This window comes from Sulfitobacter sp. PM12 (assembly GCF_045586035.1).
Lineage (GTDB): Bacteria > Pseudomonadota > Alphaproteobacteria > Rhodobacterales > Rhodobacteraceae > Sulfitobacter > Sulfitobacter pontiacus.
Window position 1 is genome coordinate 42714 of record NZ_CP151529.1, and the last position, 17881, is coordinate 60594.

At 59.8% G+C, this 17881-nt stretch carries 15 protein-coding genes and 1 tRNA gene; 7 read left to right on the forward strand and 9 right to left on the reverse strand.

Annotated features, from left to right (window positions below):
- Positions 1-74: 74 nt before the first annotated feature.
- Complete coding sequence (clpB, locus tag AADW22_RS00205) at positions 75-2690, reverse strand: ATP-dependent chaperone ClpB (RefSeq protein WP_168592246.1); 2616 nt, start codon at positions 2688-2690, stop codon at positions 75-77.
- Positions 2691-3106: 416 nt separating this feature from the next.
- On the opposite strand from clpB, the gene AADW22_RS00210 reads away from it, so the two are divergent.
- From AADW22_RS00210 to AADW22_RS00220, 3 genes are all read left to right on the forward strand, one after another.
- Positions 3107-3421: an orotidine 5-phosphate decarboxylase gene (locus AADW22_RS00210; RefSeq protein WP_132997903.1), complete on the forward strand. Its 315-nt coding sequence runs from the start codon at positions 3107-3109 to the stop codon at positions 3419-3421.
- A 218-nt stretch (positions 3422-3639) separates the two neighbouring features.
- Complete coding sequence (pyrF, locus tag AADW22_RS00215; protein ID WP_005850154.1) at positions 3640-4329, forward strand: orotidine-5'-phosphate decarboxylase; 690 nt, start codon at positions 3640-3642, stop codon at positions 4327-4329.
- Positions 4330-4653: 324 nt separating this feature from the next.
- Positions 4654-5907, forward strand: a complete 1254-nt coding sequence (locus tag AADW22_RS00220) for a DNA polymerase IV (RefSeq protein ID WP_180828299.1) — start codon at positions 4654-4656, stop codon at positions 5905-5907.
- Here the strand turns inward: AADW22_RS00220 and AADW22_RS00225 are convergent, their stop codons facing one another.
- On the reverse strand, positions 5908-6768 hold the full coding sequence (locus AADW22_RS00225) for an N-formylglutamate amidohydrolase (protein WP_074636305.1): 861 nt from the start codon (positions 6766-6768) through the stop codon (positions 5908-5910).
- Positions 6769-6918: 150 nt separating this feature from the next.
- Between AADW22_RS00225 and AADW22_RS00230 the strand changes: the two genes are divergently transcribed.
- The 4 genes from AADW22_RS00230 to AADW22_RS00245 all read left to right on the forward strand — a co-directional run bounded on the left by AADW22_RS00230 (position 6919) and on the right by AADW22_RS00245 (position 9381).
- Positions 6919-6993, forward strand: a tRNA-Val gene (locus AADW22_RS00230).
- Positions 6994-7069: 76 nt separating this feature from the next.
- A complete protein-coding gene (gene ykgO, locus AADW22_RS00235; protein WP_005850168.1) occupies positions 7070-7195 on the forward strand; it encodes a type B 50S ribosomal protein L36 in 126 nt (41 codons plus the stop codon).
- A gap of 172 nt (positions 7196-7367) precedes the next feature.
- Complete coding sequence (gene yghU / locus AADW22_RS00240) at positions 7368-8234, forward strand: glutathione-dependent disulfide-bond oxidoreductase (RefSeq protein ID WP_407474002.1); 867 nt, start codon at positions 7368-7370, stop codon at positions 8232-8234.
- Between the two features lie 130 nt (positions 8235-8364).
- A complete protein-coding gene (locus AADW22_RS00245; RefSeq protein ID WP_005850173.1) occupies positions 8365-9381 on the forward strand; it encodes a Fe(3+) ABC transporter substrate-binding protein in 1017 nt (338 codons plus the stop codon).
- Between the two features lie 84 nt (positions 9382-9465).
- On the opposite strand, the gene AADW22_RS00250 is transcribed toward AADW22_RS00245, so the two are convergent.
- From AADW22_RS00250 to AADW22_RS00280, 7 genes are all read right to left on the reverse strand, one after another.
- Complete coding sequence (locus AADW22_RS00250) at positions 9466-11136, reverse strand: iron ABC transporter permease (RefSeq protein WP_037942890.1); 1671 nt, start codon at positions 11134-11136, stop codon at positions 9466-9468.
- A gap of 136 nt (positions 11137-11272) precedes the next feature.
- Positions 11273-12499: a phenylacetate--CoA ligase family protein gene (locus tag AADW22_RS00255; RefSeq protein ID WP_407474003.1), complete on the reverse strand. Its 1227-nt coding sequence runs from the start codon at positions 12497-12499 to the stop codon at positions 11273-11275.
- 63 nt (positions 12500-12562) lie between these two features.
- Complete coding sequence (locus AADW22_RS00260) at positions 12563-13399, reverse strand: ABC transporter ATP-binding protein (RefSeq protein WP_180828303.1); 837 nt, start codon at positions 13397-13399, stop codon at positions 12563-12565.
- A gap of 76 nt (positions 13400-13475) precedes the next feature.
- The gene (locus AADW22_RS00265; protein WP_037965204.1) at positions 13476-14756 is read right to left on the reverse strand and encodes an ABC transporter substrate-binding protein; all 1281 of its coding nucleotides are present in this window, start codon (positions 14754-14756) and stop codon (positions 13476-13478) included.
- A gap of 97 nt (positions 14757-14853) precedes the next feature.
- Complete coding sequence (locus AADW22_RS00270) at positions 14854-15930, reverse strand: branched-chain amino acid ABC transporter permease (protein WP_005850182.1); 1077 nt, start codon at positions 15928-15930, stop codon at positions 14854-14856.
- Positions 15931-16005: 75 nt separating this feature from the next.
- Positions 16006-16995 carry a branched-chain amino acid ABC transporter permease gene (locus tag AADW22_RS00275; protein WP_407474004.1) on the reverse strand — a complete coding sequence of 330 codons (990 nt, stop codon included), beginning with the start codon at positions 16993-16995 and terminating at the stop codon, positions 16006-16008.
- A gap of 35 nt (positions 16996-17030) precedes the next feature.
- Positions 17031-17840, reverse strand: a complete 810-nt coding sequence (locus AADW22_RS00280) for an ABC transporter ATP-binding protein (RefSeq protein ID WP_174226616.1) — start codon at positions 17838-17840, stop codon at positions 17031-17033.
- Positions 17841-17881: the final 41 nt, after the last annotated feature.

A 17881-nucleotide genomic window follows, 5' to 3' on the forward strand; every position in this document is an offset into this window, starting at 1 on the left:
GGCAACACATGCGAACAGGGCCGAGGTTTCCCCCGGCCCTGCCCGATCACATCACCACACTATATACTATGTACCTAGTGGACGGTCGCTTCGTCCGGTTTGGCGCGGTTGCTGGCGGCCACGCGGTCGCCAATGATCAGCCCTTCGGTGCCAGCCTGCACGGGGATAAGATCCCCATCCAGCACGTCACCTGCCAAGATCATCTCGGCTAGCGGGTCCTGTAATGCGCGCTGGATCACCCGCTTCAGCGGACGCGCCCCGAACACAGGATCATAGCCTTCGTCGGCGAGCCACTTGCGCGCGCCTTCGTCCAGCTCCAACCCGATCTTGCGACCGGCGAGACGCTTCAGCAGACGGTTCACCTGAATGTCGACGATCCCCGCCATGTCGGCACGTGCCAAGCGGTCAAAGATCACCGTTTCATCCAGTCGGTTCAGGAATTCGGGGCGGAAGTGAGCCCGCACCGCATCCATCACATCCCGTTTCGCCTGCGCCATGTCGCCCCCTTCGGGCAACTGGCTCAGCGCTTGCGCCCCGAGGTTGCTGGTCAGCACAATCAGCGTCTGCTTGAAGTCGACCTTACGGCCCTGACCATCCGTCAGCACACCATCATCCAAGACCTGCAGCAACACGTTGAACACGTCGGGGTGCGCCTTCTCGACCTCGTCGAACAGCACGACCTGATAGGGTCTGCGCCGCACGGCTTCGGTCAATACGCCACCTTCGTCATAGCCAACATATCCGGGAGGCGCGCCGATCAGACGGGCCACGGCATGTTTCTCCATGAACTCAGACATGTCGATCCGCACCATCGCGTTCTCGTCGTCGAACAGAAATTCGGCGACGGCCTTGGTGAGCTCGGTTTTACCGACACCAGTCGGCCCGAGGAACAGGAAGCTGCCCAAGGGGCGGGCCTCGTCGTTCAGGCCAGCTCGCGCACGGCGCACCGCGTTCGACACAGCTTTGACCGCGAGGTTCTGACCAATGACACGGTTATGCAACTGGTCTTCCATGCGCAGCAACTTGTCCCGCTCGCCTTCCAGCATACGACCCGCGGGGATACCCGTCCAACGTTCGACGACGCTGGCGATCTGGTCCGGGCGCACGGCCTCTTCGACCATCACGTCGGCTTCGTTCTCTTCGGCCTCGCCCAGCTTGCGTTCAAGCTGCGGGATCACGCCATAGGAAAGCTCCCCCGCTTTGGCGAGGTTGCCTTCGCGCTTGGCGATCTCAAGCTCGGCGCGGGCACGGTCCAGCTGCTCTTTCAGCTCGCGCGCGCCTTCAAGGCGATCACGTTCGCCCTGCCACTGCGCAGTCATGGCATCGGCCTTTTCCTGCAGATCCCCCAGCTCTTTCTCCAACTTGTCCAAGCGGTCCTTGCTGGCAGCGTCATCCTCTTTCTTCAACGCCTCGGCTTCGATCTGAAGCTGCATGATCTGACGATCCAGCGCATCCAGCTCTTCCGGTTTGCTGTCGACTTCCATCCGCAGACGGCTCGCGGCCTCGTCCACAAGGTCGATTGCCTTGTCGGGCAGGAAACGGTCCGTGATATAGCGGTGCGACAGGGTCGCCGCCGCCACAAGGGCAGAGTCGCTGATCCGCACACCATGGTGCAGCTCGTACTTCTCCTTAATGCCTCGCAGGATCGACACCGTATCCTCGACCGTAGGCTCGCTGACCATCACAGGCTGGAACCGACGAGCAAGTGCTGCGTCTTTTTCGACATACTTACGGTATTCGTCCAAGGTCGTCGCACCAACGCAGTGCAATTCACCCCGTGCCAAAGCCGGTTTGATGAGGTTGGCCGCGTCCATCGCGCCGTCCGCCTTACCGGCACCCACCAGCGTGTGCATCTCGTCAATGAACAGGATCACCTCGCCCGCGGCTTCGGTGACCTCGGTCAGGACGGCTTTCAACCGTTCTTCGAACTCGCCACGATACTTTGCGCCAGCAATCAGCGCGCCCATATCCAGCGCCAGCAAGCGTTTGTTGCGCAGGGATTCGGGCACATCGCCATCCACGATCCGCAGGGCGAGCCCCTCGGCAATCGCGGTTTTACCCACGCCGGGCTCACCGATCAGCACAGGGTTGTTCTTGGTACGACGACTCAACACCTGCATGGCGCGACGAATTTCCTCGTCCCGACCGATGATCGGGTCGATTTTGCCCTCGCGGGCACGTTCCGTCAGATCAAGGCTGTACTTCTTGAGCGCCTCATACCCGTCCTCCGCACTGGCTGTATCAGCCGTGCGCCCTTTCCGGATATCATTGATAGCGGCGTTCAATCCCTGTGCGGTGACCTTGCCCGCATCCAGCGCAGTTTTCGCACCGGATTTCACCATCGCAAGCGCCATCAGCACGCGTTCGACCGGCACAAAGCTGTCGCCCGCCTTTTTGGCCAGCGTCTCTGCTTCGGCCAGCACTTTTGCGGTGGCATTATCAAGGTATACCTGCGCGGCGTCGCCCGACACCTTGGGCAGCTTGCCCAAAGACAGCGTCAGGGTTTCAGTCACACGTGCAGGATCGCCACCGGCAGCAGCAATCAGATTGCTCGCCAGCCCTTGGTCGTCATCCAGCAGTGCTTTCAATAAATGCTCCGGCGTCAACCGTTGGTGGCTTTCACGCGTCGCGATTGTTTGCGCAGCCTGAATAAAGCCGCGCGACCGTTCTGTGAACTTGCTCAAATCCATGAGCTTCTCCTTTTCTTAAAGCGACCACAAAGAAGATGCCTGCTTTGCAGCACATCATGGCGTGATCCTCAGGATAGAATTTGGGGACAGAAGGAAGGGATTCAAGAGAGTCGCCTCACAAAAGCGTCAACAAAAAACATACATCTTTTAAGATTATTTATCAGACTGGTGGGATTTCGCCACATTGCGAACACACTGGAATCCCACAAGAAAAATGCAGTTTCGCAATTTGCCGCTCATGGCAAGAAATAATTACAAAAATGTTAATTGACTGATTTTAGGCGAAAATTTATATTTATCCACATGACGGATGCGCCCCAGTGGAACCATTTAGTCACACATACGTTGTACTGGCAGATGAACGAAAACAAATCGAGCCGACTTTAAACAGTACAACAAATTCTTGAGGTACGAACATGCAGACGCGCCAGATTCAGATGAACGACGTTATCTACAACGCGGCAGAGCAATGCTTCGAAGCTTTGGTCACCGTCCACGATGGCGATCGGTCCCGCAAATATGCCTGCGCCATCAACGCGCCGATGACGATGTCCTTTGATCAAGCTGCCAAAGGCCTGACTAAACAGGCCGAGCGTCGCCATTTAAGCCGCGGCGGCATGTATTCCGAGATCCGCGCCCAGAAGCCCGCACAACGCAGTGGCCGCCCTCGGTTCGATCCAAAAGCTTGGTTGCGCCATGTCGCCAACCTTCCCGGCCTTCGCGCCGCCTGATTTACAGTTTCGGCGGAACTGCCTGCGCGCCCGTCCCGGCGCGTGTCCCGCCCAATCCAGAGACAACTGCCTGCCTGCACGTCTCTGACACTCGCCCGGACAGTGTTTGCGCTGCCCGGGCCTTTTTCTTTGCGCGATCCCTGTTTTCATAGACATGTCATGTCGAACACCGTAAGCCTCCGGCGTTTGCCAAATCTCATCACTTCGGAGCCCGCCCCATGTCAGATGACCGCCTGATCGTTGCCCTTGATGTCCCCCACGCTGTTGCCGGCCTTGAACTGACCCAAAAGCTGGGCGACGCGGTGAGCTTTTACAAAATTGGTCTGGGCATGTTGACGGGCGGCGGCCTGGCGCTTGCGAACGAGCTGATCCAGGAACACGGCAAACGCATTTTTCTGGACATGAAACTGTTCGATATCAGCGCGACAGTCGAAGCAGCGGTGCGCGGGCTTGCGCAGTTCGACCTCGATTTTCTGACCGTGCACGGTGACCCCCATGTTGTCCGTGCCGCGATGGAAGGGGCCGCAGGATCCCGCACCAAGATTTTGGCGGTGACCATCCTGACATCTCTGGACCGCAACGATCTGGACGCGGCGATGATCCAGTCGGGCGATATCCCCGATCTGGTCCAGACCCGCGCCGGGCGCGCGCTGGAGGCCGGTGCTGACGGCGTCATCGCCTCCCCGCAAGAGGCGGCCCTGATCCGTGCCCTACCCGAGGCCAACGGCAAGCTGATCGTCACCCCTGGCGTGCGACCAAGCGGGGCGGCTCTTGGCGACCAGAAACGCGTGGCAACACCTGGTCAGGCGATCTTGGACGGGGCGGATCACATCGTCGTTGGCCGCCCGATCTGGCAGGCCGAAGACCCCGCCGCCGCCGCCCGCGCGGTGCTAGCAGAGCTGCCCTGAACACAGCCGAAATGCGCGAAACCCAACAAATAGCGCATTTTCGCCTATGTGATAAATCGGTAACAAACATGAACTGGCTGCCAGCAACTGGAAGTTCCGTGTATGTTTTATGACATTCATATGGCAACCTTACTTTGGTGATACTCCCCGACGGACTGGTTCTTCCTGAAGTCCGTCACCTCCCCCCGCTTCAGGCGGGGGTCTTTCTTTGCCCCCCCCTTTCGATTTCCGCCCTTCAACCCGACGCTGCACGTATGTGCATGGCGAAGTCGCGTGTGATCGGGTAGACTTGCGTTAACCAGCCCTTAACCCTACCTGACCGCCATGCCCGCCCTCTGCCGAGACTGCCTGTCCGAAATCGCGCCCGCGCGCCGGTGCTCTGCCTGCGGCAGCCCGCGTATCTCGTCACACCCCGAATTATTCGACCTTTCCATCGCCCATATGGATTGCGATGCCTTCTACGCATCCGTAGAGAAACGCGACAATCCGGCGCTGAATGGCAAGCCCGTAATCATCGGGGGCGGACGTCGTGGGGTCGTGTCGACCGCCTGCTATATCGCGCGGATCAAAGGGGTCCGCTCTGCCATGCCGATGTTCCAGGCGCTGAAACTCTGCCCCGAAGCGATCATCATCAAGCCACGCATGGATGCATATGTCGAAGCCTCCCGCGCGATCCGCGCCATGATGGAAGAGCTCACCCCCGCCCTGCAGCCGCTGTCGCTGGACGAGGCGTTTCTGGACATGACCGGCACAACCAAGCTTCACGGGGCACCCCCTGCGGTGATGCTTGCGCGACTGGTGCGTCGCATGAAGGTCGAACTGGGGCTGACCGGCTCTATCGGGCTCTCACACAACAAGTTTCTGGCCAAAGTCGCCTCTGACCTTGATAAGCCGCACGGGTTTTCCGTGATCGGCAAGGCAGAAACACAACAGTTTCTGAACGACAAACCGGTGAGCATGATCTGGGGCGTGGGCGCGGCAACGCTCGGGTCCCTGAACAAGGCGGGCATCCAGACCTTCGCGGACCTGCTGCGATGGGAAAGGACCGACCTGATCGCGCGTTTCGGCAGCATGGGCGACCGCCTCTGGCACCTGGCACGCGGCCAAGACAACCGCCGTGTTTCCGCGCATGAACCGATGAAATCCATCAGCAACGAAACCACCTTCAACGAAGACACCTCCGACCCCGACCTGCTGGACGGGCATCTGTGGCGCATGGCGCAAAAGGTGGCGGACCGCGCCAAGGCCAAAGACCTTGCTGGCCGCGTTGTCGTGCTCAAGCTCAAACGGGCCGATTTCTCGCTGATCACGCGGCGGGTTTCGCTGTATGACCCGACGCAACTGGCCGACCGCATCTACCGCACAGCGCGCGGGCTGTTTGACCAGCTTGGTGAACCGGGGCCTTTCCGGCTGCTCGGGTGTGGCATTTCGGACCTGAGCGCGGCTGACGGTGCCGATACCGCGGGCGACCTGCTGGACCCGGATGCCGCCCGCCGGGGTCAGGCAGAGCGGGCAACAGATGCCATCCGCAACCGGTTCGGGGACAAGGCAATCGTCAAGGGGCGTGCGCTGCGCTGATCACTCCGCCGCGAGGGCGAGGCTTTCTGGACGGATCCGCGCAATCTCTGCCACAACGCCGCGAAGCGCTTTTTGGACATCCTCGAAATCGCCGTTGGGGCGCACCAGAGATTCGTTCATATACATCGACCGGTCCAATTCGACCTGCACCGCATGCTGCCCCCGTGCCGGACGACCGTAAGCTTGGGTGATATAGGCCCCCGCAAACGGCGTGTTGCGGGTGACGGTGAACCCTGCTTTGACGAAAGCGGCCTCTATCTGATCCACAACATCGCTGCTGGCTGCCGCGCCGAACCGGTCACCCAAGACCACTTCAGGCCGTTTCAGCCCCATACGCGCGACGCCGTCCATCGCTTCGTGCGGCATCGAATGGCAATCCACCAAGATCGCCTGCCCGTGATCCGCCCGCGCGTCGTTCAGCAGGCTCTGCAACATATCGTGGTACGGCACCCAATAGGTGGCGATTCGCGCCCGTGCTTCATCCAGTGTTAATTTGCCCTGATAAATCGACCGCCCGTTTGCCACGACACGCGGAATAACCCCCAATCCGGAGGCAACCCGCGGGTTATGCGCCTGCCGCCGAACCCCTTCGATCAGGGCCGGGTCAAGCTCGTCTCGGGACCGGTTCAGATCAAGGAACGCACGGGGGGCGCCCGCCATCAGAAACGGAGCCCCGAAATGGGGGGCAGAATTAAACAAAAGGTCAACAAACGCGTCCTCTGACGAGCGTATGCTATGCCCGTCCAACACCGTGGACCGCAGGAAGGAAAAGCTGTAATTCCGCCCCGAATGAGGGGATGCAAACACCGCGCAGGAACGGGCTTGATCGGGGCGAACGACTTCGTAGGCGATGTGTGGCATTGTTGCACCTTTCGAGAATGATCATAGCGCATGTTTTTACAAAGCCAAAACCCCTTGATCATGCCTCCGACTCTATTTATAGACCCCGCTACCGGCGCGAATATCTCGCGCCCCGATTTGGTTTGGGGTGCAAATTTCGTGCTACATAGGGGGTGATTAGCTCAGCGGTAGAGCACTTCGTTGACATCGAAGGGGTCACTGGTTCGATCCCAGTATCGCCCACCACCTAATTCATGGTTCAGCATTCGCTGAACTGCCCGCAACCCGGCGCTGGCCCGCGCCACGACACAGGAGAACGACCATGAAGGTTCGCAATTCGCTCCGCTCGCTCAAGAACCGGCACCGTGACTGCCGCGTTGTGCGTCGCAAAGGCCGCGTTTACGTAATCAACAAAACGCAGCGCCGTTTCAAAGCCCGTCAGGGTTAAGCTTCGCGCGCATTTTATGAAAGGCCGCTCCTTCGGGGGCGGCTTTTTTCGTTTGGGCCGCCGTCAACCGCGCCTCCCCCCTGCCCCAGCCAATCTGTGCTGACCTCTTGCGATCCCCCCAATACCGCTTAGGTTCTCTTCAGACTTCATCAGACGAACTGAAAGGGATCTCATGACCGATCTGCCCGACTACACCCCACCCGCCGTATGGGAGTGGGAACCCGGCAATGGCGGTAAATTCGCCAATATCAACCGCCCCATCGCGGGCCCCACCGCAGACAAAGAGTTGCCGGTCGGCAAACATCCCTATCAGCTTTACTCCCTCGCGACGCCCAATGGCGTCAAAGTCACCGTGCTGCTGGAAGAACTACTGGCCGCCGGGCACAAGGGCGCCGAGTATGACGCGTGGCTGATCAACATCGGCGAAGGGGATCAATTCGGATCCGGCTTTGTCGACATCAACCCGAACTCCAAAATTCCCGCGATGATGTACCGGTCCGGCGACGCGCCACAGCGCCTGTTTGAATCCGGGTCGATCATGCTGCATCTGGCCGAGAAGTTCGGCGAATTCATCCCCAAAGACCCAAGCCAGCGCACCGAATGTATGTCGTGGCTGTTCTGGCAAATGGGCAGCGCGCCCTATCTTGGCGGCGGCTTTGGCCACTTCTACGCCTATGCGCCGGTCAAAATTAAGTACTGCATCGACCGTTTCGCGATGGAGACCAAGCGCCAGCTTGACGTGCTCGATCGTCACCTTGCCGATAACGAATATATGGCGGGCGAATATTCGATCGCGGATATGGCGATCTGGGCATGGTACGGGCAGCTGGTTCTGGGCCGTCTCTATGACGCAGCAGAGTTCCTGAATGTCGATTCCTACGAAAACCTGATGAAATGGGCCAAGAAGATCGACGCGCGCCCTGCCGTTACACGTGGTCGCATGGTCAACCGACCCTTCGGTGAACCCGAAATGCAGCTGCACGAGCGGCACGATGCCAGCGATTTTGATACAAAGACTCAGGACAAAATCGGCGACTGATCCCGCGCGTCTTGCCGCCCCCACGCGGCAAGACGCTTGTCCTATTAATTCACTCAAGTATTCCTTGATATCAGCCCTCAAATCTGTTTCTTACTTTTTTTATAAGTTTTACACAGATGGAGGTCACCTGATGACTCTGACGAAATCCGCTTTCACGGCCGCCTTGATGGCCACAGTTGCGATGCCAGCATTGGCCGAAGGGCAGCTGAACCTCTACTCCTCGCGTCACTACGACACAGACGAGCGTCTGTATTCCGACTTTACCGAGCAGACCGGCATCACCATCAACCGCATCGAAGGCAAAGCAGACGAGCTGCTGGCGCGTATGGAAGCCGAGGGTGCAAACTCCCCCGCGGACGTTCTGATCACCGTCGACACCAGCCGCCTGAGCCGCGCCAAGGAAATGGGCCTGCTGCAATCCGTTGACAGCGACATCCTCGAAGAGCGTATCCCCAGCAACCTGCAAGACGCCGACAACGACTGGTTCGGCTTTTCTCAGCGCGCGCGGATCATCTTTTACAGCAAGGACGCGGTAGACAACCCGCCACAGAACTATCTGGATCTTGCCGATCCTGCCTATGAAGGTCAGGTCTGCATCCGTTCCTCCACCAACTCCTACAACCAGACCCTGCTGGCGGCGTTGGTCACGCACCACGGTGAAGAGAAAGCCACCGAATGGGCACAGGGCGTTGTGAACAACATGGCACGTGCACCACAGGGCGGTGACACCGACCAGCTGCGTGGCCTGGTATCGGGCGAATGCGAAATCTCCGTCTCGAACTCCTACTACTTTGCCCGTGCCATCCGCACCGAAGTAGACGGGCTGAGCGCCGATCTGGATAAAATCGGTCTGGTGTTCCCCGACCAGGAAGGCAACGGCGCGCATATGAACCTGTCGGGTGCCGGTGTCGCAGCAAATGCGCCAAACCGTGACAATGCGGTCAAGTTCCTCGAGTATCTGTCCTCCGACAGCGCGCAGTCCTACTTCTCTGCAGGGAACGACGAATTCCCCGCCGTCGAAGGTGTAGAGCTTGCGGCATCGGTCGAAAAGCTGGGCGAATTCAAAGCAGACGAGGTGAACCTGTCCGAAGTGGCCAAGAACATCCCCACAGCACAGAAAATCTTTAACGCGGTTGGCTGGGAATAATCCCAGCCTGCCACGGCAGAGACATGACATTGAACCGCATCGGCCCCGGGCCGGTGCGGTTTTTTCATGCGTAAAGGGAAATGTTTATTTCTGCCGACCGACCTGACGGCAGATCAGGATCACGGGCAGCAATCCCATCGCCACGATCACAAGGCTCGGCACCGCCGCCCCGTCCAGCCGCTCGTCGCTTGCCAGCCGGTAGGCCTGTACCGCCAGCGTGTCGTAGTTGAATGGCCGCATGATCAGCGTTGCAGGCAGCTCTTTCATCACATCGACGAAAACGATCAGCAACGCGGTCAGCAGGCTTGGTGATAGGATCGGTAGATGCACACGGCGCAGCGTGCCCACAGGGGTTTCCCCCAATGACCGTGCGGCAGAGTCCATATTGGCATGCACCATCGCCTGCCCCCCCTCATACGCCCCCAGAGCCGCCGCAAGGAAGCGTACCATGTAGGCGGCGACGAGCAGCCAGATCGACCCGGTGACCAGCAGCCCGGTCGATATGTCGAAGGTGCTGCGCATCCAGGCATCAAGCTGGTTATCAAAGGTCGCAAAGGGCACCATCAGCCCCACGGCAATCACCCCGCCCGGCACCGCATAGCCCAACCGCGCGATATAGCCTGCACCGAACGACAGCTTGCCCGGACGCAACCGCTGGAAGAACCCCACGCAGACTGCAGCGGCCACGGTCAGCACCGCCGCCACCCCCGCCAGCGTGGCAGAGTTGCGTATGAAGCCCAGATAGCGCGGGCTCAGCAGGTCTTGCTCTGACCCGATGCCCATCCAGATCAGCACGATCACCGGCAGGATCGCCCCAAAGACAACGGGAATACCGCAGGCCAGCATCGCGGCGGCGGCCTGCCACCCCTTAAGCTGCGCGGGCGGCATCGCCACGGCACGCCGCGCCGGATCGTGGTATTGCGCCTTGCCGCGCTGGATACGCTCCAGCATTGCGAGCAGTAGCGCAAAACTGAGCAAGCACAGTGCAAGCTGGGCCGCACCAGCGCGGTCGAACAGGGAAAACCAGCTGGTGTAGATCCCTGTCGCAAAGGTCTGCACACTGAAATAGGCGACGGTGCCGAAATCGGCGATCGTCTCCATGACGGTCAGCAGAACACCTGCGGCAATCGCCGGTCGGGCCAGCGGCAAGCTCACCTTGAAGAACGCCGCCCAAGCACTGCTGCCCAAGGCACGTGCGGCCAGAAACGTCGTGGCGGATTGCTGCAAGAACGCGGCGCGCGCCAAGAGGTAGACGTAGGGATAAAGCACCAGCACCAGCATCAAGGCCGCGCCCCCAAGGGACCGGATTTCCGGGAACCAGTAGTCGCGCGGACCCCAGCCCGTGACGTCACGCAGCACCGTTTGCACGATTCCGGGGTGGTCAAGGATATGCGTGTAGGCATAGGCCAGCACATAAGCGGGAAAGGCCAGCGGCAACACCAGCGCGATTTCAAGCATGCGGGCACCGGGGAAGCGGGTCATGGTCACCAGCCACGCGGTCCCCACGCCCAAGGCAAAGGTGCCCGTGGCCACCATTGCGACCAGCAGAAGGGTGGTGCCCGCGTACCCCAGCAGCACCGTATCGATCAGGTGGCGCACCGTATCGGTGCCCCCGACCAGCGCGGCCAGCAAAACGGCCACCATCGGTAAGGCACAGGTCGCCGCAATCGCGACCGCAACCCCCGCCAGCAAACGCACGCCATCCCGCGATCTTTTCACGGCGGCGGGGCTTGTATTGATATCCTGTGTCGTCATGCGATCGGTTTCGACTAATTCAGTCGGAAATACCAGCGGGATGACTGAAAATTGTAGCGCTGCGCGCAGGTGCAAAGGCGTGATCCTGCCTTTGCAGCAGAATCTCCGGTGTCAGGATGCGTGCGTTCAGCACAGGTCAGTCATAGCTACGCTGGTCTTCGATCACCAATCCGTCGTTGGGCAGGCTGCCCGGCGCGGCCAGCACGACCTTGCCCTTCAGCTTGAGAAGCGCGGCAACAGAGGCACGGTAGCTGTCCGCGTCATCACCCGTCGTCTCAAGATGCACGGTCATGACGTCCTGTTCATTCGCACGGCTTGCCACCACGCGGGCCTTCGTGACCTCGGGGTGATGCGCGACAAGCGCCGCGACCTGTTCGGGGCGTACGAACATGCCCTTGATCTTGGTGGTCTGATCCGCACGGCCCATCCAGCCCTTGATGCGCATATTGGTCCGCCCGCAAGGAGACGCCCCCGGCAGTACGGCGCTCAGGTCGCCGGTGGCGAAACGGATCAACGGATAGTCGGGGTTCAAGGTGGTCACGACGACCTCGCCCACCTCGCCCGGAGCGACGGGGGTGCCGGTGCCGGGGGTCACGATCTCGACGATTACATTCTCGTCCACGATCATGCCTTCGGCGGCGGGGCTTTCATAGGCGATGTTGCCCAGATCCGCCGTTGCATAGCTTTGCAAACAGGTGATCCCCCGCTCTGCATAATAGTCGCGCAAGGACGGGAACAGCGCGCCCCCGCCCACGGCCGCCTTGGTGATGCCAAGGGTCACCCCCATTTCATCCGCTTTTTCGAGAATGATCTTGAGGTAATCCGGCGTGCCGGCATAGGCGGTCGTGCCGATATCGCGCGCGGCGATGACCTGCAGTTCGGTCTGCCCGGTGCCCGCCGGCAGCACCGCCGCCCCCACAGCCCGCGCCCCGGATTCAAAGATCATGCCCGCAGGTGTCAGGTGATAGCCAAAACAGTTCTGGACGATGTCGCCCTCACCAATCCCCACCGCGTGCAGGAATCGCCCCATACGCCACCAATCCGGCGCGTCGGACGAGGGTTCATAGATCGGGCCGGGAGACTGGAAGATATGGGTAAACGCATGGGCGGGTTTGGTGGTAAAACCGCCAAAGGGGGCCGACTGCGCCTGCTGTTTCCCGATCTCGGATTTGCGCAGAACCGGCAGCGCGGCCAGCGCCTCGACATTGGTGATCGTGTCCGGCGCGACCCCGTCCAACGATCCGGCATAGCCCGGCAGCGCCTGTGCACGTGCGATCTGCGCGGGCAAGGACCGGGCAAGATCGGCCGCCCGTGTCTCGGGGCTGCGGGTCTCTAGGCTGTCAAAATAGGACGTCTGTGCCATGTCGCTTACTCGCAATTCATCTGGGTGGTCAGGAAATGGAAAACTCGTGGGCCGTGCGCTGGATCAGCTGAGCCAGCGTTTGCGGCGCCGATAGCTGCGGACATCGCGGAAAGACTTGCGCCCCTCGTCCGACATGCCAAGGTAGAATTCCTTGACGTCCTGGTTCTCGCGCAGGTCGGCGGCAGGGCCGTCCATCACGACGCGACCGGATTCCAGAATATAGCCGTAATGCGCAAAGCGCAGGGCAACGTTGGTGTTCTGTTCGGCCAGCAAGAAGGTCACGCCTTCGTTTTCATTCACCGATTTGACGATCTCGAAAATCTGTTCGACCAACTGCGGCGCAAGACCCATCGATGGCTCGTCCAGCAGGATCGTTTCAGGACGCGACATCAGGGCACGACCAATGGCGCACATCTGCTGTTCCCCGCCCGAGGTATAGCCGGCCTGCGATTTGCGCCGTTCGCGCAGCCGTGGGAAATATTCGTACACCATTTCCAGATCACGGGCGATCGCCGCCTTGCCGTCACTGCGGGTATAGGCACCGGTCAACAGGTTCTCTTCGATGGTGAGGTGTTCAAAGCAATGCCGCCCCTCCATCACCTGCACGACACCGCGTTTCACCATCTCTGCGGGGTCGAGCTTGTGCACCGGATCATTGCGGTATTTGATCGACCCTTTGGTGACCTCGCCCCGTTCGGAATGCAGCAGGTTGGAAATCGCCTTGAGCGTCGTGGTCTTGCCCGCGCCATTGCCGCCCAACAGGGCCGTGATACCGCCCTTGGGCACCTTCAGGCTCACGCCCTTCAGCACCAGAATGACCGAGTTATAGATCACCTCGATATTATTGACCTCAAGAAGGGTCTCGACCTGCGCGTCGGGCGTTGGGGTGGCATCCAGCATGGGTGTCTCTTTCACTAGGTGGCGTGGGGGTCGGGCGCGGCAACAATGCCGCCGCGCCCCTGTTCAAGGGCTGCGCTTAGCAGCTGGGTTCGATACCGGATTCCGCGGCAAAGGCCTGCGCATCTTCGGTCACCAGCGGGGCCAGCACGTCTTGGTCCGACTGGATGTAGTCGGTGATCAGGCTCCAGCTGTCGGCAGCAGCATCCCACTGCGCCACAGCCCCAAAGCCGTTACCGCCGTGGTTTTCACAAGACACCGTGAACTCTGGCCCAAAGTTCGGCAGACCCAGATCCGCCATCTTGGCTTCGGTGATTTCCAGTGCTTCCATGCCGTCACGCATCTGCGCTGGTGTCAGCGCCTTGGTGTCATGGATACCCTGCGCCGTTTTGGCAGCTTCGGCAGCCAGCATCGCGGCGTAAAGACCACGGTTATACAAAGCGGTCCCGATCTGGTCACCCGCGCCTGCGGCCTTGCCAGTATCAACAACATACTTCTGGATGTCGTCGAACACGGGGAAATCATCGCCCACGTTGTGGAACGTCAGCGCCTTGTAGCCATTGGCTTTGTCACCCGCTGGACGCACGTCGTTCTCGGAACCGGACCACCAGATGCCGATGAACTGATCCATCGGATAGCGGATGTTCGCGGCTTCCTGCACGGCGACCTGGTTCATCACACCCCAACCGTACATGATCACATTGTCCGGCTTTTCACGACGGATCTGCAACCACTGGGATTTCTGTTCCTGACCGGGGTGGTCAACGGGCAGCAAGGACAGTTCGAACCCGTGCTTTTTGCCCAGTTCTTCCAGGGTGCGGATCGGCTCTTTGCCGTAGGCAGAGTTGTGATAGACCAGCGCGATTTTCTTACCTTCAAGGCTGCCACCGTTCAGATCCAGCAGGTGCTTGATCGCGACCGAAGCGCCGTCCCAGTAGTTGGTGGGGTAGTTGAAGATATTCTTGAACACCGACCCGTCTTTGGCGGATGTCCGGCCATACCCCATAGAGTGGACAGGGATGCCATCTGCCGTCGCTTTGGGGATCAGCTGATAGGTGATGCCGGTGGACAGCGGTTGATAGACCAGCGCGCCTTCGCCCTTGGTGCTTTCATAGCATTCCACACCCTTTTCGGTGTTATAGCCGGTTTCACATTCGATCATCCGGATCGGTTCGCCACCGATACCGCCATCACGTTCGTTCAGCAGCGTGAAGTAATCCGCATAGCCGTCGGCAAAGGGAATCCCGTTCGCCGCATAAGGGCCCGTGCGATAGCTGAGCGACGGGAATACAAGCTCTGCCATTGCAGGGCCCGCAGCCAGAGCAGCGCCAAGCGCCAACGTAGTCATCTTCAGTTTCATCGGTGTTTCCTCCCTTGGATGTATCCGATCTTGCCGGGTTGTCCCGGTCGTCTCTTCTTCGGCCTTGGGTCTCCTCCCCCCGGCCATGCGTCCTTCCCTAGTGCGGGAAGGGCCACAATCTCAGTTTTTCCTTGGCGACGCGCCATAGCTGGGCCAGCCCATGCGGTTCCGCGATCAGGAAGATGATGATCAACCCGCCCACGATCACAAGCTGCAGATGCGCCACGATATCCGTCGGCCAACCGAACCAGTCCACGCCCACGATTTTCAACGCAACCGGCAAGAGCACAAGGAACGCGGCCCCGGCAAAGCTGCCAAAGATCGATCCCAGCCCGCCGATGATGATCATAAAGAGCACAAGGAACGATTTCTGGATGCCAAAGGCCTCGCCCACTTCGACCGCACCCAGATAGACCGCAAAGAACAGCGCCCCCGAGATGCCGATGAAGAAAGAGCTGACCGCAAAGGCCGTCAGTTTCGCCCGCAGCGGGTTCACCCCGATGATCTCGGCCGCGATGTCCATATCACGGATCGCCATCCATTTGCGTCCCACCGACCCACGGGTCAGGTTGCGTGCTACATAGGCGCTGAAGATCACGAACATCAGGCAGAACAGATAGGTCGCCCAGGCCTGCGTATTCGGTCCGGTGATCTCGATTCCGAAGAATGTCCGCTCCGGCGCGCTGATCTGGCCCGAGGCAGAGTAGTTGTAGAACCACGGCACACGGTTGAAGAGCCAGACCAGAAAGAACTGCGCCGCCAGCGTTGCCACGGCCAGATAGAACCCTTTGATCCGCAGCGATGGCAGGCCGAACAACACACCGACACCGGCGGTCACCAGCCCCGACAGCAACACATGCACCAGCATGCTCACGTCGGGAAAGGCGGTCATGAATTTGTAGCAGGCATAGGCCCCCACGGCCATAAAGCCACCGGTCCCCAAGCTCACCTGCCCGCAATAGCCCACCAGAATGTTCAGCCCGATCGCCGCGATGGCGTAGATCAGGAACGGCAGGAACAGCGAGTTCACCCAATAGTCATTGATCACAAACGGGATCACGGCAATGGCGATGAACAGCACCAGATAATAGCGATACCGGTCGAACTTGATCGGAAACGTCTGGCTGTCTTCTTCGTATGAGGCGCTGAAATCCCCGGCTTCACGATAGAACATCAGATGCTCCCCCCGTTCCAAATGGTTTTAAATCCTGGGTTCCGGGGCAAAGCCCCGGTCAGGGAGTTGCCAAAACTACACACGTTCAATGATCTTCTCCCCGAACAAGCCCTGCGGACGGAACACCAGAAAGATCAGCGCCAGCATGTAGGCGAACCAGTTCTCTGTCGCACCGCCAAGGAATGGCGCACCGATCAGGAATTCGAACAGCTTCTCCCCCACACCGATGATCAAGCCGCCCACGATGGCACCGGGGATAGAGGTGAACCCCCCCAGCATCAGCACCGGCAACGCCTTCAGCGCGATCAGCGAGAGCGAGAATTGGACCCCCGATTTCGTGCCCCACATAATGCCCGCGACAAGGGCGACAAAGCCCGCCAGCGACCATACGAGGATCCAGATAAAGTTCAGTGACACGCCGACAGACAAAGCCGCTTGGTGGTCATCCGCCACAGCCCGCATGGCGCGGCCCTGTTTGGTGTATTGCGCGAACATCACCAAGCCGACCACCAGCAACGCGGCAATGATGCTGGCCACGATATCCAGGTTGTCGATAAAGAACCCGTAGCCAAAGGCGTTAAAGGTGGTGTCGTCGATCCAGGTGTTCAGCCCCTGCGGCAGCCCCACATCCATAGACTTGATGTCGGACCCCCACATCAGATCGCCCACCCCTTCCAGGAAATAGGCCAGACCGATGGTCGCCATGAAGAGGATGATCGGCTCTTGCCCGACCAAATGGCGGAAGACCAACCGCTGCACCGCATAGGCCAGCCCAATCATCACCACCATCGTCAGCAAAATCGCGAGGAACGCCGGCACGTGCCAGCCGAAATGGTGAATATCCGTGCCCAGGATCGCGTTGATCAGGTGGCTAAACGGCACCTGCCCATCGATGATCCCTGCCAGGGTTAGGGCCGCAAACAGCGCCATAACCCCTTGGGCATAGTTAAAAATACCCGAGGCTTTGTAGATCAGAACAAACCCCAGGGCGACCAGTGCATACAGCACCCCCGCCATAAGCCCGTTCAGGAACACCTCGATTGTAAAGGCCAGTTGCTCAGGCATATCAGACCCTCCCCATCGCAAAACCAGTGGCAAAATCAGTCATGGGCAACCCCCAGATATGCGTCGATCACGTCTTGGTTGTTGCGCACCTCACTCGGGGTGCCGTCGCCGATCTTCTTGCCGTAATCCATCACGACCACACGGTCGCTCAGGTCCATCACAACGCCCATATCGTGTTCGATCAGGGCAATCGTCGTGCCGAATTCATCGTTCACATCCAGAATAAAGCGGCTCATGTCCTCTTTTTCCTCGACGTTCATGCCCGCCATCGGTTCATCCAGCAGCAGGATCGACGGCTCGGCGGCCAGCGCGCGGGCCAGCTCGACCCGTTTCTTCAAGCCGTAGGACAGACGCGACACCGGCGTCTTGCGGATCGCCTGAATCTCAAGGAAATCGATGATCTTTTCGGCGACTTCGCGGTTCGCGGTCTCTTCGCGCTCCGCCTTGCCCTTCCAGATCGACTGCCAGAACATCCCGGTCTTCATATTTGTCAAACGCCCCGTCATGACGTTGTCCAGCACCGACATCCCTTCGAACAGGGCGATGTTCTGGAACGTGCGTGCGATCCCCTGCTGCGCCACCTCAAAGGGTTTCATCGCCGGACGGCGGCTGCCCTTGTACCAGACCTCGCCTTCCTGCGGCACATAGAACCCGCTGATCACGTTCAGCATCGATGATTTGCCCGCGCCATTCGGCCCGATGATCGCGCGGATCTCGCCCTGACGGATGTCGAAAGAGATATCCTTGATCGCCTCCACCCCACCGAACCGCAGGGTGATGTTTTTCATTTCCATCACAACGGGGCCAATCTGGCGCCCATCCGCTGTGACATAGCCGTCGGTCATATCTTTCACGCCGCAGCCCCCTTCCAAATGGTCTTAAAATC